The organism is Streptomyces sp. CB02414 (genome assembly GCF_001905385.1).
Lineage (GTDB): Bacteria > Actinomycetota > Actinomycetes > Streptomycetales > Streptomycetaceae > Streptomyces.
Map to the genome: position 1 here is coordinate 245,854 of NZ_LIPF01000007.1, position 26,217 is coordinate 272,070.

Genomic DNA, 26,217 nt, shown 5'->3' on the forward strand with positions numbered 1-26,217 from the left:
GTGTGTGCCAGGCCGGGCACCGTCAGCCTCTTCGCGCTGAAGAACGGACACCTCATGGACGCACACGCCGGCAGCGACGCACTCGGCGCAGGCCAGGACGAGCCAGTGGCAGTGGTCGGAGCCGCCTGCCGCTTCCCTGGTGAGGCGCGCTCCCTCACTTCGCTGTGGCGACTGCTGATGTCCCGTCGCGAAACCGTGCGAGAGGTGCCCGCCGAGCGTTGGGAGCAGGCGGAACTGGCCGGCCTCCCCGCCCAGGTGGCGGCCCGGCTCCGCCACGGCTGCTTCCTGGACGACGACGTCTACGCCTACGACCCGGAGTTCTTCGGCATCAACGCGCAGGAAGCGCCCTGGGTGGACCCGGAGCACCGACTGCTGTCCGAGGTCGTGTGGGAGGCAGTCGAGCACGCCGGGATTCCGGCCCAGCGACTGTCGGGGACGCCGACCGGCATGTTCTTCGGGATCTACCAGAAGGACTACATGCTGCGGGTGCAGCGGCCGCTGGAAGAGGTGAACGCCTACGCGATGTACACCGGTTTCGACAGTATCGGCCCCGGCCGCGTCGGCTTCATGCTCGACCTGAAGGGCCCTCAGGTCGTCGTCGAAAGCGCCTGCGCGTCGGGACTCGTCGCCGTGCACTCCGCCTGTCAGAGCCTGCGCGCCGGAGAGTCGGACGTCGCCGTGGCCGGGGCCGCCATGCTGACCCTGGGACCCGAGGGCGTGATCGCACCCGCACTCTGGGGCGTGTTCTCGCCGACCGGTCGCTGCCACGCCTTCGACGCGGCCGCCGACGGGTACGTACGCGGGGAGGGCTGCGGCGTGGTCGTACTCAAGCGCCTGTCGGACGCGCTCCGGGCCGGCGACCGGGTGCTGGCGGTGCTGCGCGGCACAGCGGTCAACCAGAACGGGCGCGGCACGCGGCTCAGCGCGCCCTCCGAACCTGCGCAGATCGATCTGTACCGGATGGCCCTGGAACGCGCGGGAGTGGACGCCGGTGACGTGGGGATGGTGGAGGCGCACGGACCCGGTACGGCCGTCGGCGACCCGATCGAGTTCGCCGCGGTGGCCGCCGTCTACGGCAAGGGCCGGGACCGGTGCGCACTCGGCTCGGTGAAGACGAACATCGGACACACCGAGCCGGTGTCGGGCGTGGCGGGCCTGCTGAAGGCCATCGCGTCCCTGCGGCACGGCAGGGTGCCGGCCAGTCTGCACTTCAACCGGTGGAACCCTCAGATCGATGCCGAGGGCACCCGCCTGTTCGTACCCACCGACACGACCGAGTGGCCGGTGCGCGACGGCACCCGGCTGGCCGCGGTTTCCTCCTTCGGCATCAGCGGCACCAACGTTCACGTCGTGCTGGAGCAGCCCCCTGTGCAGTCGCCCGCACAGGCGTCCGGTCCCTCACCGGTCCGGCGCGCGGCCCGGCCGGCGGAGGCACCGCGCGTCTTCCCGCTGTCCGCCGGCACGCCCGTCGCCCTGCGGTCGGCGGCCGGGCGCCTGGCCCAGTGGCTGAAGCACGAGGGAGCGCAGATCCCGCTGGGCGACGTGGCACACACGCTCGCGGTGCGCCGATCCCCCACCCGGGAACGGGCCGCCGTCGTCGCCGCCGACCGGACGGAGCTGGTGGCGAGGCTGGAGGAACTGGCGGCCGGGCGCACCCCCGGTGCCGGGGTGGCGACCGGCAGGGCCCTGCCGGAGGCCGGACAGGGGCAAGGCGTGGTGTTCGTGTTCGCCGGGCACGGTTCGCAGTGGGGCGGCATGTGCCGGCGACTGCTCGATCATGACCCGGAGTTCACCCGGGTCGTCGACGAACTCGAACCGCTCGTGGCCGAGGAGTCCGGCTTCTCCCTGCGCGAGACCCTGAACCGTCCCGAGGTGGTCACCGGCTTCGACCGGGTGCAACCCGTGATTTTCGCCGTCCAGTTGGGTCTGGCGGCGATGTGGCGCTCCCACGGTGTCGAACCGGCCGCCGTGATCGGCCACTCCATGGGTGAGGTCGCCGCGGCGGTGGCCTCGGGGGCCCTCAGTGTGCGGGACGGGGTGCGGGTCATCTGCCGCCGGTCGCGGCTGATCCTGCGCACCGCCGGCCAGGGCCTGATGGCCTCGGTCGCCCTGGGCCGTGCCGAGGTCGAGCGGCTCCTGGCCGAGCAGGACGTGCGCGGGGTGAGCATCGCGGTCGTCGCGTCGCCGGAGAACACCGTCGTCGGCGGCGACGCCGACCGCATCCGCCACCTCGCCGAGGAGTGGGACGCCCAAGGCGTGGGCATTCGCGTGATCGAGGTCGACGTCGCCTCGCACACCGCCCACATGGACCCCATCCTGCCCGATCTCGCCGACGCTCTCGCCGAGGTCACCGGCAGGCCGCCGCACACGACGTTCTACAGCACCGTCTCGGACGACCCGCGCGAGCGCGGCGCCTTCGACGCCTCCTACTGGTCGGACAACCTGCGCAGGGTGGTGCGCTTCGCCGACGCCGTACACGCGGCGGCGGAGGACGGGCACCGGCTCTTCGTCGAGATCGGCCCCCACCCGGTGCTGATCCACCCCGTGCAGGCCACCCTCACCGGGAACAGCCACTCCGGTACCGCGGTCGTGCCCTCGCTGCTGCGCGACACCGACGACCAGCTGGCGTTCCACACCCACGTGGCGGCACTGCACTGCGCCGGGCACCCGCTGGACTGGGCCGACCGTCACCGCGACGGCGCCCTGGCCGACGTACCGCCGACCACCTGGGAGCGCACCCGGTACGTCGTCGAGCCCTCGCCGCTGCGGCAGCGGGCCGGGGTTCTCACCTCGCTCGCCGCACACCCGCTCACCGGTCCGCACACCGCCGATCCCGATGGCGAGGGCCGCCACCTGTGGCAGACGCGGGTCTCCCCGCGGACACTGCCGTGGCTGGACGCGCACCGCGTCAACGACGTCGCCGTCGTGCCCGGCGCCGCCCTGTGCGAGATGGCCGTGGCCGCCGCCTGCGACCTGTACGGTGCCGGCCCGCAGCGCCTGCGCGTCACCGGCGTCGAACTCCAGCGGCTGCTGCTGCCGGCTGCGGACGGCACCGCCGTCACCGCCACGACCGAGAGCGCCGGTCCGGACGCCGCCCGCTGGCGGGTGGTCAGCACCTCCTCCGACGGCACCAGCGTCCAGCACGCCGAGGCGTATCTGCACGCCGCATCCGACGACAACTCGGTACCGCAGGGCTGCGACCTCGAGCAGTTGCGGACAGACTTCCCGCACGCGGTCGACCCGGTGGAGATCTACCGGCAGATGCGCGAGGAACGCGGCGTGCATCACGGCCCGTCGTTCCTCGGCCTGCAGGCCCTGTACTCGGACGGCGCGCCCGCGGACCGCGAGGGCGCCCGTCTGCTGGCCCACGTGCGGGTACCGGACGAGGGCCGGGCCGGCGCCCAGGCCCTGCACTGCCACCCGGTCGCGCTGGACACGTGTCTGCAGGCCGTGGCGGGTGTCGTCCTGCGCTCCGGATCCGTGCCCGAGGGTGGCATCCTGCCGCGGGGCATCGAGGAACTGCGGCTGTACGCGAAGGTCCCGCTCGACGGGTACTGCCTGGTCACCCTGCGGCAGATGAGCGCCGACCGGTACATCGCCGACTTCCGGTTGTGGGCCCATGACGGGTCCGTCGCCGCCGACGCCACCGGCGTGGAGTTCCGTCACGTACCCGCCGAGAGTGCGGAGGAGCGCTTCAGCCGCCGTCTGCTCCGCGCCTGCTGGGAGCCCAGCGAGCGCCCGGCGCCGAGCCCGGCGACCGGAACCTGGACCCTTCTCGCCGAAGCCGGCCGTGAGGAGTACGCCTCTTCCCTGGCCGAGGCGCTGCGGGAGCTGGGCGCCACAGTCGGCCTCCGGGTCGCCGCTCCGCACGGTTCCGCAGCGTCGTGGCCGTCCGCAACCTCCGACGACGGACAGGTCTCGCAGACGGTCGTGTACCTGCCGGCTCCCGGCACTGACCGCGACAGCGCGTCCCCCGACCAGTTGGCCAGGCGGCAAGTGGCTCGCCTCGCGGAAACCGCCGGAGCACTGGCAGGCGCCGCGCACGGCGACGCGGCGGCACCCCGCCTGTGGACCGTCACCCGTGCCGCACAGCACGTCACGCCCGGGGACGAGCCGGACCTGGCCCAGGCCGGCCTGCGTGGGTTCGTGCGGGTCCTGAGCTACGAGCACCCCGAACTTCGCCCCGCCATCCTGGACACCGACGCGCACACTCCGGTCGCGGACGTGGCCGCGGAGCTGCTGTCCTGCCCCGCCGAGCAGGACGAGATCGCCTATCGGCGGGGGGCGCGTCACCTGGCCCGGCTGCGCAACGTCCCGCTGGACGCGGAGGAGCGGCGCCGTGCCACCGTCGCTCACGGACACGATCAGGTGGCCCTGCACCTGGCACGCCCCGGTGACCTCGATTCCCTCGAGCTCGTCGCCCAGTCACGGCGTCGGCCCGGGCCGGGGGAGGTGGAGATCCGGCTCGACGCCACCAGCGTCAACTTCATCAACGTGCTCCAGGCCGTCGGCGTGTACCAGAACTTCGCTGTCGGTGAGAGCCGGGAGGACGTCTGCGCGTTCGACGGGGCAGGGGTCGTCATCGCCGTCGGAGACGGCGTCCGGGACGTGCGGGAAGGCGACCGCGTCGCCGCGATGTTCGTGGACGCGGAGCAGTCCGCCGTCATGGCCTCCTTCGCGACCGTCCGCGCCGACTGCCTCCTGCCCGTGCCGGACTCGGTGAGCACCCGTGACGCCGCAGCCTTGCCCTGCGCGTACCTCACCGCCTGGTACGCCCTGCGGCACCTGGCCCGGCTGCGGTCCGGTGAGCAGGTGCTCATTCACTCGGCGAGCGGCGGCACCGGTCTCGCCGCACTGAACCTCGCACGAGCCTGCGGCGCGGAGGTCTGGGCCACCGCGGGCAGCGAGGCGAAGCGCGCCTACCTGCGCGAGCTGGGCGTGCGGCACGTCATGGACTCCCGCACCCTGCACTTCGCCGACCGGGTGCGCGAGCTCACCCACGGCCGCGGCGTCGACGTGGTTCTCAACTCCCTCACCGGTCCGACGCAGTCCGCCAGTCTCGAGCTGCTGGCACACCGCGGCCGCTTCCTGGAGCTCGGCAAGCGGGACATCTACGCCAACACCCGCATGGGGCTGCTCCCGTTCCGCCACAACGTCACCTTCGCCGGCGTCGACATCCTGATGATGATGCGGCAGGATCCTGGGCTGCTCGCCGAGGGCTACCGCGAACTCGGCGGCATGCTCGCGGACGGCGCACTGCCTCTCCTCCCCGTCGCCGAACACCCGGTCACCGAGGCGTCGTCGGTCTTCCACACGATGGCCTCCGCACGGCACACGGGCAAACTCGTCCTCACCTGGCCCACCACGGGCACCGGCACCCTGCCCGTTCGGCCCGAGGACGTCCCCGTGGTCCGGCCCGACGGAAGCTACCTGGTCACGGGCGGGCTCGGCGGACTGGGCCTCCTCGTCGCCCGCCGACTCGCCGAACGAGGCGCTGCGGCGGTCGTGCTCACCTCGCGCGGTGCGCCCACCGCGGCCACCCGCCGCGCCCTCTACGCACTCACCGCCGACTTCGGCACGCGCGTCGAGGTCGTCCGCGGGGACCTCGCCGAACCGGGTGTCGCCGAGTCCGTGGTCCGAGCCGCCCTGGCAACGGGCCACCCCCTGCGGGGCGTCGTCCACGCCGCGGCCGTCGTCGAGGACGCCACCGTCGCCAACCTCTCCCCCGCCCTCCTGGAGAAGGTCTGGCGCCCCAAGGCGACCGGAGCCTGGCTCCTCCACCTCGCCACGGCCGGCCAGCACCTGGACTGGTGGGTCACCTTCTCGTCGGCCGCATCCTTGCTCGGCAATCCCGGGCAGGGCGCCTACGCGGCCGCCAACGCCTGGCTGGACGAGTTCACCTCTTGGCGCCGAGCCCAGGGTCTGCCGGCCACCTGCGTCAACTGGGGCCCGTGGGCCGAGGTGGGCCGCGGCACCGGGATGGCCGACCGCGGCTACACCATGATCGAGCCCGCCGAGGGCATCGCCGCCATGGAGCGCATCCTCTCCCACGACCGCGACCGCACCGCTTACACACCCGTCGACCTGACGCGCTGGCTGGAGTCCTACCCCGCCACCGCCCGCACCGCGTTCTTCGCCGAACTGGCCGCCGCGGCAGGCGGTACGGACACCACCGGAGCCCGCAGCGCTGTGCTGGAAGCCCTTGTGGCCACGGACGATCCCCAGCAGCGCGCGCAAGTCCTGCAACCGGAAGTCGTCGACCACATCGCCGCGGTCCTGCGTCTGGGCACCGACCGGTTCGACGCCGACACGTCCCTGGTCACGCTGGGCCTGGACTCGCTCATGGCAATCGCCCTGCGCAACCGCCTGCAGCGCGAACTGGCCCTGGACATCCCCACCACGGTGATGTGGACCCACCCGACAGCCTCCGCCCTGACCCGCTACCTGCTGGGCCGCCTGTTCCCCGAGGAGGGCCAGGACGACGACCGTTCCGAGACGGAACACACCCTCGCCGGCACCTCGTCACCCCAGCGCGCCTGAGCGCCCCTCTCACCGCCCGTTCACCCGCCCGTCCCGCCAAACCGCTAGGTGATCACCACATGCCTCCTCCTTCCACCGTCAAGCCCGGCACTTGGGACGTGATCGTCGTCGGCGCCGGCCCGGCCGGCGCCACCGCCGCTCGCGTCGCCGCCGAACACGGCTGCGAGACGCTGCTTCTGGAGCGCGCCGTCATCCCCCGCTACAAGACCTGCGGCGGCGGGCTCATCGGGGCTTCGCTGGCCGCCCTGCCGGCCGGCCTGCCCCTCAAAGTCCACGACACGGTCCAGCAGTTCACCTTCGCCCACAACGGTGGCAAGGAACGCACCCTCGACTGCCGGACCCCGACCTGCGCCCTCGTCTACCGCAGCGAACTCGACGCGGCGCTGACCGAGGCCGCCGCCGCGGCGGGAGCGAAGGTCCAGGACGGCACCGCCCTGACCCGACTGGAGCAGCATGGCGACACCGTCACGGTGCAGACCGGCCACGGTGACACGCTCCACGCCCGCGTGGTCGTCGGCGCCGACGGCAGTGCCAGTCGCGTCGCCCGGTACGTAGGAGTGGAGTGCGCCCAGGTCGACCTCGCTCTGGAGGCCGAGGTGCCGGTCGACGGACCGACGGCCGCCCGCTGGCGAGGCCGGGTGCTGATGGAGTGGGGACCACTGCCGGGCTCGTTCGGCTGGGTGTTCCCCAAGGGCGACGTCTGCACCGCCGGTGTGGTCGCGGCGCGGGGCAACCCGGTCGCCCTGCGCGCGTACAAGGACGACTTCCTCAAGCGCCAAGGCCTTTTCGGCACCACCCCCCTGCACGACACCGGCCACCTGACCCGGTGCCGCCGCCCCGGCTCCCCGCTCGCGCGAGGACGCGTCCTCGTCGCCGGCGACGCCGCCGCGCTCGTCGACCACTGGTCACGGGAGGGCATTTCCTACGCGCTGCGCTCAGGGAACCTCGCGGGCCGGGCCGCCGGCCGCATCGCCATGGCCGGCGGCAAAATGGCGGCGCGCGACGGTGCCGCCGCCTACACACAGCAGGTCAAGGACACCCTCGGCACGGAAATGGAAGCCAGCGGAACGCTGATGAACCTCTTCGCCCGCAACCCCGGACTGGTCCACTCGGTCATCACCCGCCTGCCACCGGCATGGCAGCGCCTCGACGCCTACATCGCCGGCCGCACCAGTGTCGCCCGCATCATGACCAACCCGCTGGTACGCACCGCCGCCACCGCGGTCACGCGGGGGCGTTCGCGGAGTTGGGGGCCGATCAGTTCGGCCGGTTGCTGAAAGCGGTCCGGGATACGGTGGCGCGGGCTGTGGGCTGAGGTCGTCCGTGGCGGCTGCCGCTGGCCGAGCGAGTGCAAGACGCGGGCCCGCTGCTCGCCCTCGAGCCGGCCCGCCCCCCTCGCGGGGCAGTCGGCTCGTCCCCGCGTCGGGGACCTTGACACCGGCCTGTTCGGTGAGGACTCGTTGCCCGAGGTTGCCGCCGTACAGCTGCATCGTGGTGGCGGCGTGCTGAGGCGGCGGTGTCTCCTCCCCTTGACTCGCCGTGAATACTGTTGCGAATTGCCATCACGCTAGGAGCAACATGACCGTCACCAAGCTCTTGAGACCCGCCCTCGTCGCCGTGCTTCTGGCCTCGGTCACCGCCTGCGGCGCGTCGTCCATGCCGGACGCCTCGGAACCCGCCCAGACACGTCGCTCGGCAAACGCCGAACCGGTCACCGCCACGATGCCGGATGTCATCGGTGGCAACGCCGGGCGTGCATACGAGCAGATGGGCTCCCAACTCGACATGACCTTCAAGGACGCGAGCGGACAGGGCCGTCCGGTGGACGACCCGGCGGCCTGGAAGATCTGCAACTCTCATCCGGGACCGAACCAGCAGATCACCGATTACCCCGTGGTCTTCGGTGTGGTGAGGGATACGGAGAGCTGCCAGGACGTCATACCGGATTGATCATGATGTCGTGAGGCAGTCGCCCGGTGCGCCTGTCAGGCAGGATCTGCCGGGCCGTCCACGGTCGGGTGGAGGTCGCCCGGGGGCGAAGGCTTCTAGGTGGACAGAGCAGCATCGAGCTTCCTGGGCAGGCGCTGTGAGCGGCTTTCGGGACGGCACACGCGAGACACTGCGAAGTCGGACGCCGCCTGCATCGTCTCGATGGCCGCCGCCGCATCACAACAACATGGCCTGCCCGTGCTCAGCGCGAAGGACAGGCGGCCTGTCAGTCGCCGAAGGCGCACGCCGTGGTCGCGTCGCGCAACGCTGCCAGACCCGCCGCGACCACGGGGTGGCCGGCGCTGCCGCGCCGCACCGCAGTGAGCAACTGCCGTACGGGAGTTGATTCGCCCAGCAAGGGGACTCGCACCACGGGATGCTGGGGCAGCGGCACGATGCGCGGCAGGAGGCAGACGCCCAACCCTTCCGCGACGAGCGAGGAGACCGCGTACCACTCCTTGACCTGGTGGACGATGCGCGGGCTGAAGCCGACGGCTGTACACGCCGCCAGCAGCAGGGGGTAGGAGTCGTTGTTGTGCTTCTTCACGATCCACGCCTGGTCGGCCGCTTCCTCGAGCCGTACTCCTTCGGGTCGGGCAAGCCGGTGGTTCTCAGCGACCAGCAGGTCCTGGCGGTCGGTCATCAACGGTGTCTGCTCGAATCGGGCGTCGGTGACGGGTGGCGCCTCCGGTCCGGGCAGTACCAGGGCTATGTCCGCCTCGTCCGCGAGCAGCATCCGGTAGCACTCGGTGCTCTCTTCCTCGGTCACCAACGGCTGCACCAGAGGATGTGTTGTTCGCAGAGCGGTGACGGCCGGTGCGGCGAGCGTGGCGAGTGCGGAGGAGACGCCGCACAACCGCAGCGTGCCCCGGACGACCTCGCTCTGCTGGGCCAGCTCGGCCTGGGCCGCTTCCCATTGAAGCCGTAGCGCGTCGGCGTGCCGGAGCACGATGTGCGCGGCCGGTGTCAGCCGCACGCGCCGCCCCTCGGGCTGTAGCAGTTCCACACCGAGATCACGGGCCAGCAACCGCAGTTGCTGGGAGACGGCCGAGGGGGTCAGGTGCAGTGCGGCGGCGGTGGCGGTCACCGTCCCGTGCTCAGCGAGTGCCCGCAACACGTGCAGACGATGGTCGATCATGCAGTGAAGCCTAAAAGGTTACCCGCGGAAATCTTCGCTGGACGTGGAGGCTTCTGCCGTCAAACCTGAAGACATGACCAAACTTCCCGCCCCTGCGCTGATGCTGGGGAGTGTGCTGAGCATCCAGTTCGGGCAGGCCGTGGGCAAAGAGCTTTCCGGCACGGTCGGAGCCTCTGGAGCGGTGGCCTTGCGCCTCGGGTTGGCCGCAGTGCTTCTGCTGCTCCTCTACCGCCCTTCCTTGCCGAGCAGCCGTACCGACGCAGGCGTGATACTCGGCTTCGGTACGGCCATCGCGGGCATGAACCTGATCTACCCCGCGTTGACACTCCTGCCCTTGGGCCTGGCCAGCGCTCTCCAACTCCTCGGGCCCGTCACCCTGGCGCTGCTCACCTCGCGCCGCCTCCTCGACGCGGGCTGCGCCGTCCTGGCCGGAGTCGGTGTGTGGCTCTTCTACGCCCCACTCGGCTTCCGATTTCCGCTCGACGGCGTGCTTCTCGCGCTGGCCTCCGGAGCCTGCATGGCCGCGTATCTGCTGCTGAGCAAGCAGGCAGGGGCCCGGAACAGGGGTGGCGGGGCGCTCGCCCTGGCGTTGACCTGGGCAGCGGCGCTGACCGTGCCGCTGGGCGTGGTGAAGCAAGGAACGCACCTGCTCACCCCCCAGGTCCTGCTGACCGGGACTGTGGTGGCGGTGTTGTCGGCCGTGCTTCCGTACTCACTGGAGCTGGCAGCTTTGCGGCGCCTTCCGACGAGGACAGTGGGCCTGCTGGCCAGTCTGGAGCCCGCGAGCGCGGGCCTCGCGGGAGTACTGGTCCTCGACGAAGACCTGAAGCTGGTGCAGTGGACGGCCCTGATGTGCGTGGGCGCGGCCAGTGCGGGGACAGTGACCCGTCGGCAAGCCGAAAGCCCACCCGTGCGACCAGGGCCGAGCCACTCGGTCGGCACGCCCGCCGGCAGGGATACGCCGCCGGTCAAGACGTGTCGGGCCCGGTCCAAGCACACCGAATAGCGCACCGGCACCAGCGGAACGCTGCCGCTCCACCACGGGCATGGTGACGTCCCGGGGCATCTCCCACTCCCCCGGCGTCCGGGGTGGTGCACGCCCCATGCGGAGGCCGTCCTCCCGACCCCCGTGGCGGGAGGACGGCCCCGGGCGCATTCCGGTGGCCGGCCCGGTCAGTACAGCTTGTCGACGGCCGTGCTCGTGGTCTTCTTGAAGGCGGCCACGGGCGCGTTCCCGAAGTCGCCCATCTGTCCCCACCGCACGACGGTGACGGTCCTGCCGTCCCGCCCGACCGACAGCAGGGCGATGTCGGTGGCGCCCCACGACGTCTCGGTGTGCAGGCCGCGGACGCGGGCGCCCTCCTCGACCGGCATCCTGCCGTAGTCCCGGCCCTCGGCCTCGACGTCGGGCGAGGACTCCTCGATGCGGTCGGCGCAGGTGCGGATCAGGTCGTCGTAGTGCTTCGCCAGGGCCTTGGCCTGGGCGGCTGTGCCCGTCACGACGGTCAACTGCACGGCGCTGGTGTCCAGGTCGGTCCAGAACTGCCGGTGCCGGTAGTCGTAGGCGGGCACGCCCTCCGTGCTCACGCAGAGGCCGAGTTCCTCCGGGAACCCGTCGGTGACCGGCCCGGCGGTCCAGGACGACGTCGGGTGCGGCGGCAGCTGGGTCGCCGACAGGAACTTGGGCGCGGCGGTCTTCGGCGCGGCGCCGACGGCAGGTGCCGTGAGGACCGTGCCTGCCGTGAGGGCGGCGGCGGTGAGTGCGGTGAGAGCGCTCGTTCGGATGCGCAGGGACATGGATGTTCCCCCGTGGATGAGTGCATGGACGTGGATGCCGCGGCGAGGCCGGCTGGTCGGCCCGGGCCTGGCCGGTGCGACACCAAGAGCATCCGCGGTCACAGTGGCCGGACGCAACAGCCGACGGCCGATCGGGCACGGTGGAACCATCCCAGCCCGTCTGACGTGCAGGTACATGGAGTGCCTGGGATGCCGTCCCGGGCCGGGCGGGGTCGTACGAGGACCGGGGGGACCTGTGTCGGCACAGGACGACGGCGACGGCATCGACGAGGTGGCCGAGTTCGCGGCACTGCTGCGGGCGCTGAAGGAGCGCACGGACCGGAGCTACGGCTCGCTGGCCCGCCGTCTGGGCATGAACACCTCGACGCTCCACCGCTACTGCGCGGGCGACGCGGTGCCGCTCGGCTTCGCCCCCGTGGAACGCTTCGCGGCCCTGTGCGGGGCGACGTCGGAGCAGCGCCTGGAACTCCACCGCCGTTGGCTCCTGGCAGTGGCAGCCCGTCGCCGGCCTCGTACGGCGGGCGCGGCGAAGACCCCGCCCGACGCCACGGCGGCGGGAGCGGTGAACGACACGGCGGACGACGGACCGGACCCAGCGGTGGAGGCCACCAACGGCCCGGTCGCCGAGACGTCGGCGACGCGTCGTGCCCCTTCCCTCACGCCCCCGCTTCCGCTTCCGCACCGCCCCTGGTACCGCCGCGGACGTCTCGTGGTCGGGCTGGCCTCCGTCTGTGCCGTACTCGCGACGCTCGGGACCCTGTCCGCGCTGCCGGACGGGCGGCGGGCCTCCGCCGACGGCCCTGCACGGGGCGCCGGTCCGACGGTGTCCGGTACGGCGGAGGCCAGGGCCTCTGAGCGACGGGGCGCCTCACCCAGCCCGAGCGGTACCCCCACCGCCGAGCGGCCTCCGGGCACCGCCACCCCGCAGAACGAGCCGGGCGCCTCCCGCCCGCCCGGCGCGACATCCGCCCCGCCCCCCGGCGAACAGCCCGCCGGGCTGCCGCTCACCTGGTCCGTCAACTCCCAGGAGTGGAAACTCGGTTGCGGCCACGACTACGTCATCGACAAGCCGCCGAGCCAGGTACCCCCGCCCCCCGCCCCGCAGGACGCGGCGCCCTGGGCGGCGACGCAGAACGCGGCGCACGGTCGCGAAACGCTCGTGCAGCTGTCGGTGCAGGGGCGCAGCGAGACGGCCGTCGTGCTGGAGGCACTGCGCGTGCGCGTGGCCGGCCGTACGGCGCCGGCCGAGGGCAACGCCTACGCCATGGACCAGGGCTGCGGCGGCTCGGTCACTCCCCGGTACTTCGCCGTGGACCTGGACAAGGACCGCCCCATCGCCCGCGCGGTCGCCGGGAACGACTCCGGCACGCCGATCCCGGCCGTGCGCATGCCCTACCGTGTCTCGGCGAAGGACCCCGAGGTGCTGCTGGTCACGGCCGGGACCAGCTCGTGCGACTGCCGCTGGTACCTGGAGCTGGACTGGTCCTCCCAGGGCCGCAAGGGCACCGTGCGCATCGACGACGACGGCCGCCCGTTTCGCACCAGCGCCATCGACGGCCTGCCCCGGTACAGGTACGACACCCTGGATCGCCGGTGGGCGCCCTACGGGTAAGTCCGGTCCGCTCCTTATGACCGCGGTGTACTGTCCGAGCGCCACGTGGTGAGACGGGGGTGTCCCGGCAGCTCGGCGCGGCCGGTGGCCCACAACAGGGTGCGCCAGGGATCCGCGCCGCCCGGCGCCTCCGGAAAGAGACGGGTGAGCACTCGCGAGCAGAGCGCGGAGGGCGGGGTCCAGGCAAGCCCGAGGCCTTCCGTCACATCGTGCATGTGCACCAGCGTTTCCTGCACACCGAGTGCCGCGAACCCTTCGGGGTCCGACACTCCGGCGGCGTGGTGGGCGCGGACCCGGGACGGCGTCGTACGCACCATGGCGACCAGTAGCGCGCCGCACGCCTCCAGCACCTGCAGCAGGCCGGCGGGACCCGCATCACGCTCCGCGTGGGCGAAGACCATGGGCCCTTCCGGCCTCTTCCGGCTCAACGCGAAAGGTACGTGGGTGTCCAGCGGCGGGCTCTGCGGCCCCAGTTGCACGGCGTAGTACAACAGGTCGTTGGCGATGTGCTCGACTGTCTCCCAGCAGTCCCACTCCAGCGAACCCGCCTTACCGCCCCACCTCTCCGGGGGTGCGCCCCGAAGGGTGCCCACGGCGAGCCGCACGGCAAGGTCGACGTCGTCCGCGGTGACCGGAGACAGGGCTGAACCGGATTCGACTGATCGAGACATGACAGCACCGTATCCTCTACGCGCCGGCGCCATACACGACCGGTCACCTGCGCGGCCATGGGCGGCCGTCACACAGGACCCTCGGCAGCGCTGGACGTCGGGACCATGCCAATGGGGCATCGGGCGCCGGACGATGCAACACCGCGCGAAGTGCGGAATCCCACCACCCCCGGGCTCACCCACGTGACCCGCACTCCTCAGGAGACAGTCCCATGTCACATCCGCACCTTCCGCGCCGCCTCGCCGGGGGTATCCGCCGCTGGGCCGCTGCGGCGGCGGGTGCCCTGGCCCTCACCGCCGGCCTCCTCGCGGTCGGCCCACCGGCGTCCGCCGCGGGTCTGACGCAGGTCTCCGGGTTCGGCACCAATCCCGGAAACCTGTCCATGCACGCGTACGTACCCGACGCCCTCCCGGCCGGTGCTCCACTCGTTCTCGCCCTGCACGGCTGCACACAGAGCGCGAGCGACTATCACGCCCACTCGGGTTGGTCCACGTTCGCCGACCGTTACGGATTCGCGGTGGTCTACCCCCAGACGAGCAGCGCCAACAACGCCAACTCCTGCTTCAACTGGTTCGAGGCGGGCGACAGCACCCGCGGTCGGGGCGAGGCCCTGTCGATCAAGCAGATGGCCGACAAGGCGGTCGCGGAGTACGGCAGCGACCCCGGACGCGTCTACATCACCGGCCTGTCGGCCGGCGGCGGCATGACGGCCAACATGCTCGCCGCCTACCCCGACATCTTCGACGGCGGATCAATCGCCTCGGGCCTGCCCGCACGCTGCGCCGAGGCGCTGACCGCGGCCTACACCTGCATGTACAGCCCACCGGACAGGACGCCCGCGCAGTGGGGAGACCTCGTGCGCTCCGCCGCCCCCGCGGGCACCGCCTCCTGGCCGCGCGTGACGATCTGGCAGGGCACCGCCGACACCACCGTCCGGCCCGCCAACGCCACCGAACTGCGCGACCAGTGGACGAATGTGTGGGGCATCGGGCAGACACCCTCCGACACCCGGAACCTCACCGGCGGCACCACCGTGACGACGTACGACGACGCGTCCGGCCGGCCCGCGGTCGAGGTGTACTCGGTCTCCGGCATGGCCCACGGACTCGCCGTCGACCCCGGCAGCGGAGCCGAGCAGTGCGGCACCGCCGGAAGCTACTACCTCGACACCATCTGCTCCAGCTACCACACCGCCCACTTCTGGGGCCTCGACGGCGACGGCGGCGAGAATCCGGGAACGCTGCCCGCCCCCGCCGGGCTGACCGTCACCGCGACCACCGACACGACCGTCGCCCTGGCCTGGGAAGCAGTCGCCGGAGCGACCTCCTACACCGTCCACCGCAACGGCACCAAGGTGAGCACCACCTCGTCCTCCCACTACACCGACACCGGCCTGGCCACCGGCACCACCTACAGCTACACCGTGGCCGCCGCCGACTCCGCGGGCACGGCCGGCGCGGCTTCCCCGGCGGTCACCGCGACCACCAGCGGGTACACGCCCACGTGCCACACGGCGAGCAACTACGACCACACCACGGCCGGAAGGGCCTACGCGAGCGGCGGCCTCACCTTCGCCAAGGGTTCCGGCCAGGCCATGGGACTGTGGAACACGTTCACCATCCACACCCTTCAGCAGACCGCGCCCGGCCACTACGTGATCGCCGACGACGGGTGTCCAGCCTGACGGCGGATGAGGGGCGACTCAGGCACTGCGCGGCCAGGCGAGCGGTCCCCGGCGTGGCGCCGAACGATGGTGCCGACTGCGACATTCTGAGATGTCACCTCCGGGAAGGAGAGTCTTCGGCGTCGGCGTCTTCCCCCTTCGGCACCGTGGCGACGGACTGAGGCGGCAGGGAGGGCTCCGACAGGGTTCTGAACAGCAGCCAGGCCAGCACAGGCATCAGGATCAGCGGGGTCAGGGCCGTCTGGAGTGTCGTCCGGTCGGCCAGCGTGCCGATGACCGGGCTGCTCAAGCCGCCGATGCTCACGGTGAGTCCGAGCGTGATACCACTGGCGGTGCCGATCCGCGAGGGCAGATAGTCCTGACCGAGGGTCACCTGGAGCGAGAAGGGGACGTACAGTCCGACCGAGGTCAGGACGACGAACGCGTAGAGGGACGGTCCCGGGACGAGGACCAGTCCGGCGATCGATGCGGCGGTCGCCAGGTACGACCAGCGCGAGACTCGGACCCGGTCCCAGCGGTTGGCCAGCCAACCGCCGAGAACGCTGCCGACCGCACCTCCCAGGTACAGCAGGAACAGCGCGGCCGTGCCGGCGTTCCTGCTGCCGTCCATGCGCTCGGCGGCGTAGAGCGAGATGAACGTGCTGAGGCCGACGAACGCGATGGAGCGGCACACCACGGCCAGGGAGAGCCGCACGAACGACGCGGTGTCGTCCCGCGTCCGCACGGAGGGCTTGGCCGTGTCGGACAACCGGGACTCCAGTGTGCGCAGCACGGGCAGGCACAGCGCGGCACCGACCGCGGCCGGCAGCAGGAGCAGCGGTGTCAGCCGTAGCCCGCCGACGGCTACCACGGCGGCGACGGTGAGCGGCGCCAGCGCGAAGCCTAGATTGCCGCCGAGCGAGAACCATCCCATCGCGCTGTGACTGCCGCCGCCGGCGACCCTGGCCACCCGCGCGGCCTCGGGGTGGTACGCCGCCACTCCGATCCCGGAAACCGCGACGACCGTGAGCGTGAGGACGTACGACTCGCTCAGCCCGCTCAGTGCGATGCCCAGACCCGCGAGCAGGGTGCTGACCGGGAGCAGCCAGGTTCCGGCCCGGCGGTCGGTGAGCACGCCGAAGAGAGGCTGAGCCACCGAGGACAGCAACGAGGCCGCGAGCACGATCCCCGAGACGGCGGCATAACTGTAGGCGCGCTCGGAGACGAAGAAGGGCACGAGGGCGGCAACGGCCCCCTGGTAGACATCGACGCAGCCGTGCCCGACGGACAGCAGAGTGATCGAGCGGTTTCTTCGCACCTCGTCATCCTGTGTCGTGCTCGGCACGTCGCGCTTCCGATAAACTGCCAGACAATGACGGAAGTCCGCCATACACCTGTGGCTCCCACCCGTACCCAGCGCCTGGCCGCCGGTGGGGAGATCGACGCGCACCGTCACGACGACCACCAGATCGTCTACGCGGGCCGGGGAGTACTGACCGTGTCCACCGGCGCCGGTTCCTGGGTCGCCCCGGCGACACGCGCCATCTGGGTTCCGGCCGGCACCGTCCACGCCCATCAGGCACACGGTGACCTGGAACTGCACCTGGTCGGGCTGCCCGCGCGGGAAAACCCCCTGCGCCTGGACGTCCCCGCCGTGCTCGCGGTGAGTCCGCTGCTGCGCGAACTGATCATCGCCCACACCCGCACCGAGGACCACGGAAGCCCGGAGTCGACGCGACTGCGCGGCGTCCTCCTCGACCAGCTGCGGATCTCGGTGCACCAGCCCCTGCACCTGCCGACCCCGTCCCACCCGTTGCTGCGCGCGCTCTGCGACCTCCTTCGCGCCGACCCTTCGGACAACCGCACCCTCGCCGAACTGGGCCGGGAGGTCGGGGCGAGCGATCGCACCCTCTCCCGCCTGTTCGGCAGGGACCTCGGGATGACCTTCCCTCAGTGGCGCACTCAGCTGCGCTTGCACCGGGCGCTGGTACTTCTGGCCGAGCACACGCCCGTGGCCCAGGTCGCGAACGAGTGCGGGTGGTCGTCCACCAGCGCCTTCATCGACGTGTTCCGCCGAGCGTTCGGCCACACCCCGGGGACGCACGCGCGGTGACCGCCGCCGGCCGGGACAGCGTGCTGATGTTCAACGGCCGTCGCACGGGTCGCCGCCCGCGGGTACCGGCACGGTGTCGACCGCCAGACAGGAGGAGTACACCCGTGGAGGTGCAGGCCGCGGCTTCGGGTCCGCCTCGGCACTGACAACGAAGTGGTCGCGGAGCTCGTCGCCGCAGTCGTCCGCGCCGACCCGGGTTCGGGTGAACACCAGACCCTCGTCCTGACCCTCCTCCTGGGCCTTGTCCAACTGCCTCTCGACGTCCGCGATGTACTCGGCGCACTCGGCGCTGACGGTCTCTTCGCGTCTGTCGGGCTGCGGGTCGGGCGCCGGGGAGCTGGTCAGTGCGGCGGTGGCGGTGATACCGGCCGCGCACATCACCGCCAAGGCGGCGACCCACACCCGGCGGCTTCTCCGTAACAGCTTCAGCATCCGTACATCCTATGAGCGCCGCACGGGCCGGCCCGAAGGAGCCCTTGGCCGGTCAGGACCCCCGTTGCGCGAGCACGGAGGACGGCAACCGCACCTGGACACACCGACTCCTGGCAGCCGCTCCCTTCCTGCGGTTCACGCGGCAACAGCCCGGATGCGGAGCGTCAGTCCGTCCGGGCTGGTCAGCCGCTGCTCGCCGGCGTGATCGGGACCGTCCGGCATCCGGTGGCCCACACCGCGTGCGCGGGCCGCCACGGCGTCCGGGTCGTCGACGGCGACGACGAGCTCCCAGCGAGGTGCGGGCTCCTCGGGGCCGTGCGTCGCAACGAAGTCGGCGCAGCTGGGGACTGTGCCGAGCATGTCCCGGTAGAAGCGGCGGGCCTGCTCGGGGCGGGGGCAGGCAAGGACCATGCGCTGGGGTGTGCGCGCCGACGGAGACCATCGGTTGGAGGGATGTGTCTGCCACAGGGAGAAGGCCGCGCCCACGGGATCGATCAGGGTGGCGATGCGGCCCTGGTTCCCGGCATCGAACGGCGCGAGCACGAGTTGGGCACCGGCCGCGGTGGCGGCTTCCGTGCGGGCCTCGACGTCATCGACGGCCAGGTAGTAGGCGATGTGCGCAGGAGTGCCCGGCGGATAGAGCGGAGAGCTGAGGTCGCTCACGCCGCCGATCTGATGGCCGTCGGCCAGGATTTTGGTCGCTCGGCGCCAGTCGCTTTCCTCCACGGCGAAGCGCCACCCCAGCACAGCGGAGAAGAAGGCTTCCGTGCCCGGCACATCGTGCGTCTTGACGTCCATCCAGCAGAACTCGCACAACGCACCGAGACCGGATTCGCGGTGCGCGTCCGCCGAAGTCACTCGATCCGCCAGTCGAGGCGATACACCGGCTCTCCGTCGATCACCACGGGCACCGCGAACATGCTTGGCACGGTGATGGTCGGAGGGACTTCGATCACTTGGGGAACGTGCCGGTACGTTCGCCCGCTCCCCCGGACACCCGAGCCGGATTCGAGACCGTCCGCGATCTCGGCGAACATGCTCGCCAGGTTCTCCCAAAGGATCATGCCCCATGCGTCGGAGCCTTCACAGTCGATCTCCCGGACCGTTCCGTAGGTGTCGCCGGGCCGGTGATCGACCGCGAGGTACTCCCCGGTGTTGGTGACCGCGAGGGGAACCCAGAACTCGTACGCGTTCGGCGGGTCCCACGGCCCTTCGGGCCCTTCGGGCTCCAGCCCGTCATCCGTGAACGCGCTACGGAATTCCTCGAACATCTCCCCGAACCACTGTGGCCCGTCCTCCATCCCCTCCGCCCTGATCGGGGAGTACCGGAACGGCCAGATGGAACACTCTCGCAGGGCACCGTCATGAATTCCGAGCCATTGCACCAATTGCGGGTGAAGCGGATACGGGACGGCGTCCTTGAGGGACCGGAGGGCCTCTTGAGAGACCGGGGGATACAGGGCATCGAGGTCGGCGGTGCACTGGTGCTGCTGGAGCCAGTTCTCGATACGGGACCAAGCTCGTACGACATCGCTCATGGCGTTCGCCGGACGACCTGGACGTCCGCCACTGTGTCAGCCCGGAAGATCATGTCGCGTCGCATCCCTCAGGCATCGGGGTCGCGCAGGCCGACGCAGTCCAAGGCCCAGAAGGCCTCCGAGTAGACGAAAGTGCCCGACATCCATGGTTCGTGCGCGGACAACCGGGCAACCTGAAACGCGGCGTCGGGGATACGCAGCGACGGCGAACGGAAGCCCACAGCGCCCGCGGGCTCGAAGCCGCGCGTGCCGTAGTAGCGCGGCGAGCCCTCCAGGAACACCAACGGCACACCCTGACTGTCGGCCGCCTGGAGAGCGTGGGCGACGAGCCGCGTACCGATCCCCTGGCGCTGGAACTCCGGGACCACGCCCAGCGGTGACAGCGACAGGACGTCCACGATCCGGCGCGGAGCGTCCAACCGCGTCGCGCTCAGCAGGACATGCCCGACGACCCGGTCATCAACGACGGCGACGAAGGACATGGGCGCCAATGCGGCCTCCGCAACGCGAAGCGCCTCCACGAGCCCGGGAACCCGAACGCTGTCACCGAAAGCGCGCGTATGAACCTCGCGCACCTCTCGGTGATCGTCCGGGGTCTCCTGCCGGATCACCAGCCCCGCACTGGCGGGACCGACCCGGGAGCCTGCGGGTGCACCGTGTGATGTCATGGCCGCGAGGATAGATCGCGGGACGGCTCGTGCGCGAGGCAATTAGGCACCGGGTCGGGATCGCTCGGGGAAGCAGGCGAGAGCCGCTGGGGCCGACCGTCATGCGCGGGGTGCATCGCGGTCCTGCCGGAATCGATGGCCGGGGCAGATCCGCTTGTCTGGTCACCCGCTACGACGATGTGCGCCAGGCACCTCTGGATACCAGGGCTTCGCCCTGCCGCCGCGCTCGACGCCAACCTCCTCAACACGCGGACGTTCCGCCGATGAGTGTCCGGCGTTTCCGCGGTCTACCCCATCGACGAAGGGAGCCCACCATGCGCAAGATCATCGTTTGCACGTTCCTGACACTGGATGGCGTCATGCAGGCGCCGGGCAGTCCGGACGAGGACGCTCAGAGCGGCTTCGAGCACGGCGGCTGGCAGAAGCCGGTGGCCGACGACGAGGTCGGCACGGCCATCGCCGGTTGGTACCAGCACTCCGACGCGATGCTGCTCGGCCGCAGGACGTATGAGATCTTCGCGTCGTACTGGCCGACCGCCGATCCCGCCAACCCGTTCACCGACCGGATGAACAGCATGCACAAGTACGTGGCGTCCCGGACCCTGACCTCCGTCGAGTGGCAGAATTCCACGCTGCTGAGCGGCGACATCGTCGATGCCGTACGCAAGCTGAAGGCGTCCGAGGGCGGCGGCATCAACGTCGTGGGCAGCGGCGACCTCGCCCAGACCCTCATGCGACACAGCCTCGTCGACGAGTACCGGCTGACCATCCATCCGGTGATCATCGGCACGGGCAAGCGTCTGTTCGCCGACGGAGCCGTCCCCACTGCGCTGGAGCCGGTCAGCGTCTCGACGACGAAGGGCGGCACCGTGGTCGGCGTCTACCGGCCGAATGGCGAGCCCGGCTACGACAGCTACTGACAAGGTGCCCGCTCGGCACACCGCGGTGGTCAGCCCGCCCCTCCGTCGAGCAGCCAGTGGTAGCGCAGGCGCAGCGCCCGTTCCGTGCTGGCCGCCACGGTGGTGAACCCTACGACGGCGGTGCCCCAGGCCGGCAGGTCGATGGGCGACGTGAACGTGCCGACGTACTGGGCGACGCCCTCCGGCGAACGCGTGATCTGCTCGGCGAGCTGGAGGACCAGGAGAGCCAGACCGATGCCCAGCACGGTCGACGAGAGGAAACCCGTGCAGCGGCTCAGTGCGGGGTGGGCGCGGTCGAGGCGCGCGCGGCGTCCCTCGGCGGAGGCGGGGTCCGGGACGAGTCGGTGTGCGGTCCCCTCGGCGGTGACGTAGTGGCAACGCTTGAGCCCGAAGGCGCTCGTCCTCACCTCGACGGTGCCGCCCCGGACGGGGAAGACGGCGGGGACTCTGGACGCGGCGTGGTGCCTGCCGTCGAGGTACAGGTGGGCCCTGACGTGGCCCTCCGACCGATTCTGATGCCTGACGTCGACGGTGTAGACCGTCCGACGGCCGCCGTCGTCGGTCAACTCGAGGTGGAACAGGGCGCGGGTGAGCGTCTGCCACCAGCGGAAGCGCTTCAAGGGTCGCCCGTCGCCCGGTTCGACCCGCCGCACGGCCCGACGATGCCGCCACTTGTCGAACATGCCTCGTACTCCCGTCACTCGACCGGTTCCGGCGCGCAGGCGAGGTCCTGGGGCGGGCGCTGCCCGTCGGTCAGGAACGCCGTCACCGCGTCTTTCGCGCAGGTGTTGGGGCCGAAGGGGTAGACGCCGTGCCCACCCTGGTCGGCCGTCACCATCGTGGCCCGGGCCCCGAAAGCCCGCCGCAGCTTCCGGGCGCCGGCCAGGGGTGTTCCCGGATCGCGCTCGTTCTGCACCATGAGCACGTTCGACGGGCCGCGGTCGCCGATGCGCACCGGCGGCTCGGCCCGTTCGTCGGGCCAGAAGGCGCACGGTCCGATTCCGGCCGTGGCTCCACCCAGCATCGGGTACCTCAGCCGGTCTGCCGCGACATTGCGCTGGTACTCCCGTACCGTCCGCGGCCAGCGGCTGTCGCCGCAGATCACCGAGAAGCGGGCCGACATGAAGTTCTCCATGCCGGGGAACGGCGGGGTGGGCGGCGGCGGTTGGTTCGTGTCGAGTGCCTGCCAGGTCTTGGCCACCAGGGGCATGTCCGCGTCGCTGTAGAGGCGGTCGAAGGTGAAGCCTCGGAACGACGTCGCGTCGAAGCCCTGGACGGGCTCGGTCTCCAGCCGCGCCGCGAGTTCGAAGAACTTCGCCCTCACCTGCTCGGGTGTGGTGCCCAGGCCGTACTCGGGGTGCGCGGCGGCGAAGGCCGCGAAGTCCGGGAACCGGTCCTCCATTCCGCGGGCGAGCAACCGCATGGCCGTGACGTCGTAGCCGCCGGGGCCCAGGTTGCTGTCGAGCACGATCCGGTCGCCGCGCTTCGGGAACATCGTCGCGTACACCGCACCGAGGTAGCTGCCGTAGGAGGCGCCGAGGTAGGAGAGCTTCGGCTCGCCCAGCGCCGCCCGGATGCGGTCCATGTCCCGGGCCGTGTTCGCGGTGGTGGTGTGCGGCATCATCCAGGCTGTCCGTGAGCCGGCGCACTGCTCGGCGACGGTCCGCGCTTTCGGTGCCTCCCGCGCGACGTCGGCGGCGGTGTGCGCGTACGGCGGAACGTTGCCGCGTGCCTGCTGTTCCGGCGTCAGGTCGCAGGTCACCGGTGTGCTGCGGCCGACGCCTCGCGGGTCGAAGCCGATCACGTCGTAGGAGTCCAGCACCTGCTGCGGCAGCCCGGTGGCGGCGAGGACGGCCGGGTAGCCGAGGGCCGTGATGCCGGGGCCGCCCGGATTGGTCAGGAGCACGCCGCGGCGTCGGGAGGGCTCCCGGCTCGCCAGCCGGGAGATCGCGATCTCGATCTGCCGGCCGTGCGGATCCCGGTAGTCCAGCGGGACTTCGAATGTCGCGCACTCCAGAGTGGGCGAGGCGGGCGCGCCGGCGGGTTCTGCGGCCTTCGCCGGTGCTGCCTTCGCCGGTGCTGCCTTCTCCGAGCACGGACCCCACCGCACGGAACCTGGCGTCGCCGCGACCGACACTCCCGGGATCGTGGTCGTCGCCATCGCGGTGGCGGCGAGGGCGAGGGACAGGGTTCGGTGCATCGGACGTCCTCCTGAGGTGGGCACGAGGCGCACAGGCGGGGTGCGGGGGCGGGCGGGAAACCGATCGTCGTCCCGGACGGCTCGACGAGTCTGCCCGTGCGGCGCCGGCCGGCACATCGGCCCGGCGGCCGGAGTCGTACTCGTCCGAAGTCGGGAGGGGCATTCGACTCTGGTCGAAGGACACGTCGGCCTCCGGTCTGACTCACCGGCCGTGCGTTTTCGCGACAATGGCGGGGTGAATACAGACGTGGCGCCACGGCTCGGGGGGTGGCAGCAGACTTGGCGGCTGGCGGCGGCCGCGGCGGTGGGCGTTCCGACCTGGCTCTCCGTCGGTGTGCTGTTGCGGTGGCAGGAGGCCGATCCGGGTTCCTGGTTCCGCGTCGGCGATCCGCTGGTGGCTCTCGGGTGTCTGACGGCGCTGCTGTGGCGGCGTCGGTTCCCGCTCGCCGTCGCGCTGACGGTCGCGATCGCCTCGCCCGCGTCCGCACTCGCCACCGGCGCCGCACTCCTGGCGCTGGCGTCACTCTCCGCCCGTCGCCGCCCGGTGGAGATCGCGGTCGTCTCGTCGGCCTTCGTGACCGCGTCGCAGTTCGCCGTCGGGCTCTACCCGGTCGCGAGGCCGCCCGGATCGCTGTGGTTCCAGCTCGCGTTCCCGGCGCTGACCGCGGGTGTCGCGGTGGCGGCGGGACTGGCCGTCGGTGCCCGGCGTGTCGAAGTGCGGTCCCTGCGGGAACGGGCGGAGAGCGCGGAACGGGAACAGGCCGCACGAGCGGACCGGGCCCGCGCCCTGGAGCGCAACCGGATCGCCCGCGAGATGCACGACGTGCTCGCGCACCGGATCTCCCTGGTCGCCATGCAGGCCGGAGTGCTGGACCACCGCAGCGACCTCGCGGCGGAGGAGAACCGCGTGCTCGTTCGCGGCATCGCCGACGGCTCCCACCAGGCCCTGGAGGAACTGCGGGGTGTCCTCGGCGTGCTCCGGGCCGACCCGGACCGCCCGGAACCACCCCAACCGTCCCTCGACCGCGTCCCCGACCTGGTGGCCGACGCCCGCGCGTCCGGACTCGACGTCACCCTCACCACCACCGTGACGGGGACACCGTCCGACGTCGCCGGACGGACCTGCTACCGGATCGTCCAGGAAGGTCTGACCAACGCCGCCAAACACGCCCCCGGCACGCGGGTGCACGTCATGGTCGAAGGACGCGCGGGCGGCGGTCTCGGCGTCAGCGTCCGCAACTCCCCGGCGACCGCGAAGAGCCCGCGGCCACCGGCGTCGGGATTCGGCCTGCTCGGTCTCACCGAGCGGGTCGGCCTCGCCGGCGGTGAACTGGACCACCACCCCACATCCGACAACGGGTACGTCCTCACGGCACGGCTGCCCTGGCCGAACCCCACGCACGAGAGGAACACCTGAGTGGACAGCGAGCGGGAGCCGGTGCGTGTCGTGATCGTCGACGACGAAGAGCTGGTGCGCATGGCGCTGCGGCTCGTCGTCGACGGTGAACCGGACCTGACCGTCGTGGCGGAGGCGGCCGACGGGGACGCCGCGATCACCGTGGTCGACGAGCAGCGGCCGGACGTCGTCCTCATGGACGTGCGCATGCCCGGCCGGGACGGTCTCAGCGCGACCCGCGAACTCCTCACCCGACCGGCGCCGCCGCGGGTACTGATGCTGACCACGTTCGACTCCGACGACCTGGTGCTCGGCGCGCTGCGTGCCGGGGCCCTCGGGTTCGTGCTCGCGGACACCCAGCCGGCGCGGATCCTCGACGCGGTGCGGACCGTCGCGGACGGCGAGCCGGTGCTGTCCCCGGCGGCCACGGCACGGGTGATCGCCGCGGCCACCGGTCCGCGGTCCGCTCACGCCCGCAGCTCGTCGCGCGAGGCCGCACGGGCACGGCTCGCCGCACTGACCGAACGGGAACTCGAGACCGCCCGGGCCATCGCCGACGGACTGGGCAATCCGGAGATCGCCCAGCGGCTGTGCATCAGCGTCGCGACCGTCAAGGCCCACACGGGCAGCCTGTTCGCCAAGCTGGCGGTCGACAACCGGGTGCAGATCGCGCTCGTGGTCCGCGACGCCGAGGAGTGACCGGCGTTCCAGGACGGGCAGATCCCGCAGGTAGGCGCGGGCACCGGGTTCCGTGAAGAAGGGGCCGTTGCGGCCCCAGGTGATCAGGGCGGGCGGCGTGTGCCGGCGCAGCCGGGCCTGCCATCGGCCGTAGCGGCACCGGCCCGGGTAGCCGGGCGTCCAGGACGCCCGCCGTTTCACCGGCCCCGGAGTCCGCCGGCGCCCTCGTGGGCGGCAGTCGCGCCCGGTGCGTGGGGCACGACCACGATCTGCACGTCGTCCTCGTAGACGACCCGCCCCGGGTCTGTGGAACGCAGGGTCCGGCAGTCGACGCCGTGTGCGGAAAGGATCTCCAGATAGCCGGGGACACGGGCGAGGAGGTGAGTGGCGGACGGCTTAAACCAAGCTGCCGCACCGGGGTTGATCTCGTCGTCGTAGACGTCGGGGTCGACGGTCGAGGGGTCGGTGTACGCGGAGTCGTACCAACTGTTGTTGCTGCGGCGGAAGGACTCCTGTGCGTCCGAGAGCCTTCCCTCCCTCGCCAGATTGTTGACAAGCCCGAACACGCCGGTGAAGTGGCCTAGGCTGTTCCGGTGCGGCGATTGGAAACGTACGTACTGGACGGCCTCACCGTCGCTTTCGGTCTTCCCCATCGGCACATCCTCCCACCTCATTCCCTCATGCTCCGCCCCGCGAGGTCGCAGGTGTGGACCGGCGAGAACCTGCAGTGAGCTCGTCAGCTGCCTCGCGGGGGCGTCCCTCGATGCGGAGGAGGCATGCCACTGCAGGACAAGTGTCACGCGGGCTACGACGGTCCGGTCAGGGCCGGATAATTCGGTGTTCTCGCCGCCCCTGAGGACA

21 protein-coding genes are annotated in these 26,217 nt (G+C 71.5%); 10 read left to right on the plus strand and 11 right to left on the minus strand.

The genetic code is table 11. The annotated features are described in order from the left end of the window. From AMK11_RS23490 to AMK11_RS23500, 3 genes are all read left to right on the plus strand, one after another. Positions 1 to 6,540, plus strand: coding sequence for a type I polyketide synthase (locus AMK11_RS23490; RefSeq protein WP_073729995.1), 6,540 nt, complete (start codon positions 1 to 3; stop codon positions 6,538 to 6,540). A gap of 59 nt (positions 6,541 to 6,599) precedes the next feature. Next, positions 6,600 to 7,817, plus strand: a complete 1,218-nt coding sequence (locus AMK11_RS23495) for a geranylgeranyl reductase family protein (protein WP_073729996.1) — start codon at positions 6,600 to 6,602, stop codon at positions 7,815 to 7,817. Positions 7,818 to 8,118: 301 nt separating this feature from the next. After that, positions 8,119 to 8,490, plus strand: a complete 372-nt coding sequence (locus AMK11_RS23500) for a hypothetical protein (protein ID WP_073729997.1) — start codon at positions 8,119 to 8,121, stop codon at positions 8,488 to 8,490. Between the two features lie 265 nt (positions 8,491 to 8,755). Here the strand turns inward: AMK11_RS23500 and AMK11_RS23505 are convergent, their stop codons facing one another. After that, positions 8,756 to 9,667: a LysR family transcriptional regulator gene (locus tag AMK11_RS23505; RefSeq protein WP_073729998.1), complete on the minus strand. Its 912-nt coding sequence runs from the start codon at positions 9,665 to 9,667 to the stop codon at positions 8,756 to 8,758. Between the two features lie 73 nt (positions 9,668 to 9,740). On the opposite strand from AMK11_RS23505, the gene AMK11_RS23510 reads away from it, so the two are divergent. Next, positions 9,741 to 10,673, plus strand: a complete 933-nt coding sequence (locus AMK11_RS23510) for an EamA family transporter (RefSeq protein ID WP_241847056.1) — start codon at positions 9,741 to 9,743, stop codon at positions 10,671 to 10,673. A 167-nt stretch (positions 10,674 to 10,840) separates the two neighbouring features. Here the strand turns inward: AMK11_RS23510 and AMK11_RS23515 are convergent, their stop codons facing one another. Then, a complete protein-coding gene (locus AMK11_RS23515; protein ID WP_073729999.1) occupies positions 10,841 to 11,464 on the minus strand; it encodes a hypothetical protein in 624 nt (207 codons plus the stop codon). Between the two features lie 175 nt (positions 11,465 to 11,639). Here AMK11_RS23515 and AMK11_RS23520 point away from each other — a divergent pair, with 175 nt between their 5' ends. Beyond that, on the plus strand, positions 11,640 to 13,076 hold the full coding sequence (locus AMK11_RS23520; protein WP_079187647.1) for a transcriptional regulator: 1,437 nt from the start codon (positions 11,640 to 11,642) through the stop codon (positions 13,074 to 13,076). 14 nt (positions 13,077 to 13,090) lie between these two features. Here the strand turns inward: AMK11_RS23520 and AMK11_RS23525 are convergent, their stop codons facing one another. After that, positions 13,091 to 13,747: a hypothetical protein gene (locus tag AMK11_RS23525; RefSeq protein ID WP_073730001.1), complete on the minus strand. Its 657-nt coding sequence runs from the start codon at positions 13,745 to 13,747 to the stop codon at positions 13,091 to 13,093. A 212-nt stretch (positions 13,748 to 13,959) separates the two neighbouring features. Here AMK11_RS23525 and AMK11_RS23530 point away from each other — a divergent pair, with 212 nt between their 5' ends. Continuing rightward, the gene (locus AMK11_RS23530) at positions 13,960 to 15,432 is read left to right on the plus strand and encodes an extracellular catalytic domain type 1 short-chain-length polyhydroxyalkanoate depolymerase (RefSeq protein WP_073730002.1); all 1,473 of its coding nucleotides are present in this window, start codon (positions 13,960 to 13,962) and stop codon (positions 15,430 to 15,432) included. A gap of 94 nt (positions 15,433 to 15,526) precedes the next feature. Here AMK11_RS23530 and AMK11_RS23535 read toward each other — a convergent pair whose 3' ends face one another. Then, positions 15,527 to 16,729, minus strand: coding sequence for an MFS transporter (locus AMK11_RS23535; RefSeq protein ID WP_073730003.1), 1,203 nt, complete (start codon positions 16,727 to 16,729; stop codon positions 15,527 to 15,529). A 54-nt stretch (positions 16,730 to 16,783) separates the two neighbouring features. Here AMK11_RS23535 and AMK11_RS23540 point away from each other — a divergent pair, with 54 nt between their 5' ends. Beyond that, positions 16,784 to 17,524 carry an AraC family transcriptional regulator gene (locus tag AMK11_RS23540; RefSeq protein ID WP_073730004.1) on the plus strand — a complete coding sequence of 247 codons (741 nt, stop codon included), beginning with the start codon at positions 16,784 to 16,786 and terminating at the stop codon, positions 17,522 to 17,524. A 30-nt stretch (positions 17,525 to 17,554) separates the two neighbouring features. On the opposite strand, the gene AMK11_RS23545 is transcribed toward AMK11_RS23540, so the two are convergent. From AMK11_RS23545 to AMK11_RS23560, 4 genes are all read right to left on the minus strand, one after another. Next, positions 17,555 to 17,956 carry a hypothetical protein gene (locus AMK11_RS23545; RefSeq protein ID WP_079187648.1) on the minus strand — a complete coding sequence of 134 codons (402 nt, stop codon included), beginning with the start codon at positions 17,954 to 17,956 and terminating at the stop codon, positions 17,555 to 17,557. Positions 17,957 to 18,091: 135 nt separating this feature from the next. Then, a complete protein-coding gene (locus AMK11_RS23550) occupies positions 18,092 to 18,754 on the minus strand; it encodes a VOC family protein (RefSeq protein WP_073730324.1) in 663 nt (220 codons plus the stop codon). A 56-nt stretch (positions 18,755 to 18,810) separates the two neighbouring features. Beyond that, entirely contained in the window at positions 18,811 to 19,494 is a 684-nt protein-coding gene (locus AMK11_RS23555) for a hypothetical protein (RefSeq protein WP_073730006.1), read from the minus strand. Positions 19,495 to 19,562: 68 nt separating this feature from the next. After that, complete coding sequence (locus AMK11_RS23560; protein WP_073730007.1) at positions 19,563 to 20,105, minus strand: GNAT family N-acetyltransferase; 543 nt, start codon at positions 20,103 to 20,105, stop codon at positions 19,563 to 19,565. A gap of 371 nt (positions 20,106 to 20,476) precedes the next feature. Between AMK11_RS23560 and AMK11_RS23565 the strand changes: the two genes are divergently transcribed. Beyond that, positions 20,477 to 21,082 carry a dihydrofolate reductase family protein gene (locus AMK11_RS23565; protein WP_073730008.1) on the plus strand — a complete coding sequence of 202 codons (606 nt, stop codon included), beginning with the start codon at positions 20,477 to 20,479 and terminating at the stop codon, positions 21,080 to 21,082. A gap of 29 nt (positions 21,083 to 21,111) precedes the next feature. Here AMK11_RS23565 and AMK11_RS23570 read toward each other — a convergent pair whose 3' ends face one another. Further along, entirely contained in the window at positions 21,112 to 21,765 is a 654-nt protein-coding gene (locus AMK11_RS23570) for a hypothetical protein (protein WP_073730009.1), read from the minus strand. Positions 21,766 to 21,779: 14 nt separating this feature from the next. Then, entirely contained in the window at positions 21,780 to 23,282 is a 1,503-nt protein-coding gene (locus AMK11_RS23575; RefSeq protein WP_073730010.1) for an alpha/beta hydrolase, read from the minus strand. A 235-nt stretch (positions 23,283 to 23,517) separates the two neighbouring features. Here AMK11_RS23575 and AMK11_RS23580 point away from each other — a divergent pair, with 235 nt between their 5' ends. Next, positions 23,518 to 24,699: a sensor histidine kinase gene (locus AMK11_RS23580; protein ID WP_073730011.1), complete on the plus strand. Its 1,182-nt coding sequence runs from the start codon at positions 23,518 to 23,520 to the stop codon at positions 24,697 to 24,699. Beyond that, positions 24,700 to 25,377 (plus strand): response regulator transcription factor, encoded by a 678-nt coding sequence (locus tag AMK11_RS23585; protein WP_073730012.1) that lies wholly within the window; start codon positions 24,700 to 24,702, stop codon positions 25,375 to 25,377. Between the two features lie 176 nt (positions 25,378 to 25,553). Here the strand turns inward: AMK11_RS23585 and AMK11_RS23590 are convergent, their stop codons facing one another. Continuing rightward, on the minus strand, positions 25,554 to 26,009 hold the full coding sequence (locus AMK11_RS23590) for a hypothetical protein (protein ID WP_073730325.1): 456 nt from the start codon (positions 26,007 to 26,009) through the stop codon (positions 25,554 to 25,556). Positions 26,010 to 26,217 lie beyond the last annotated feature (208 nt).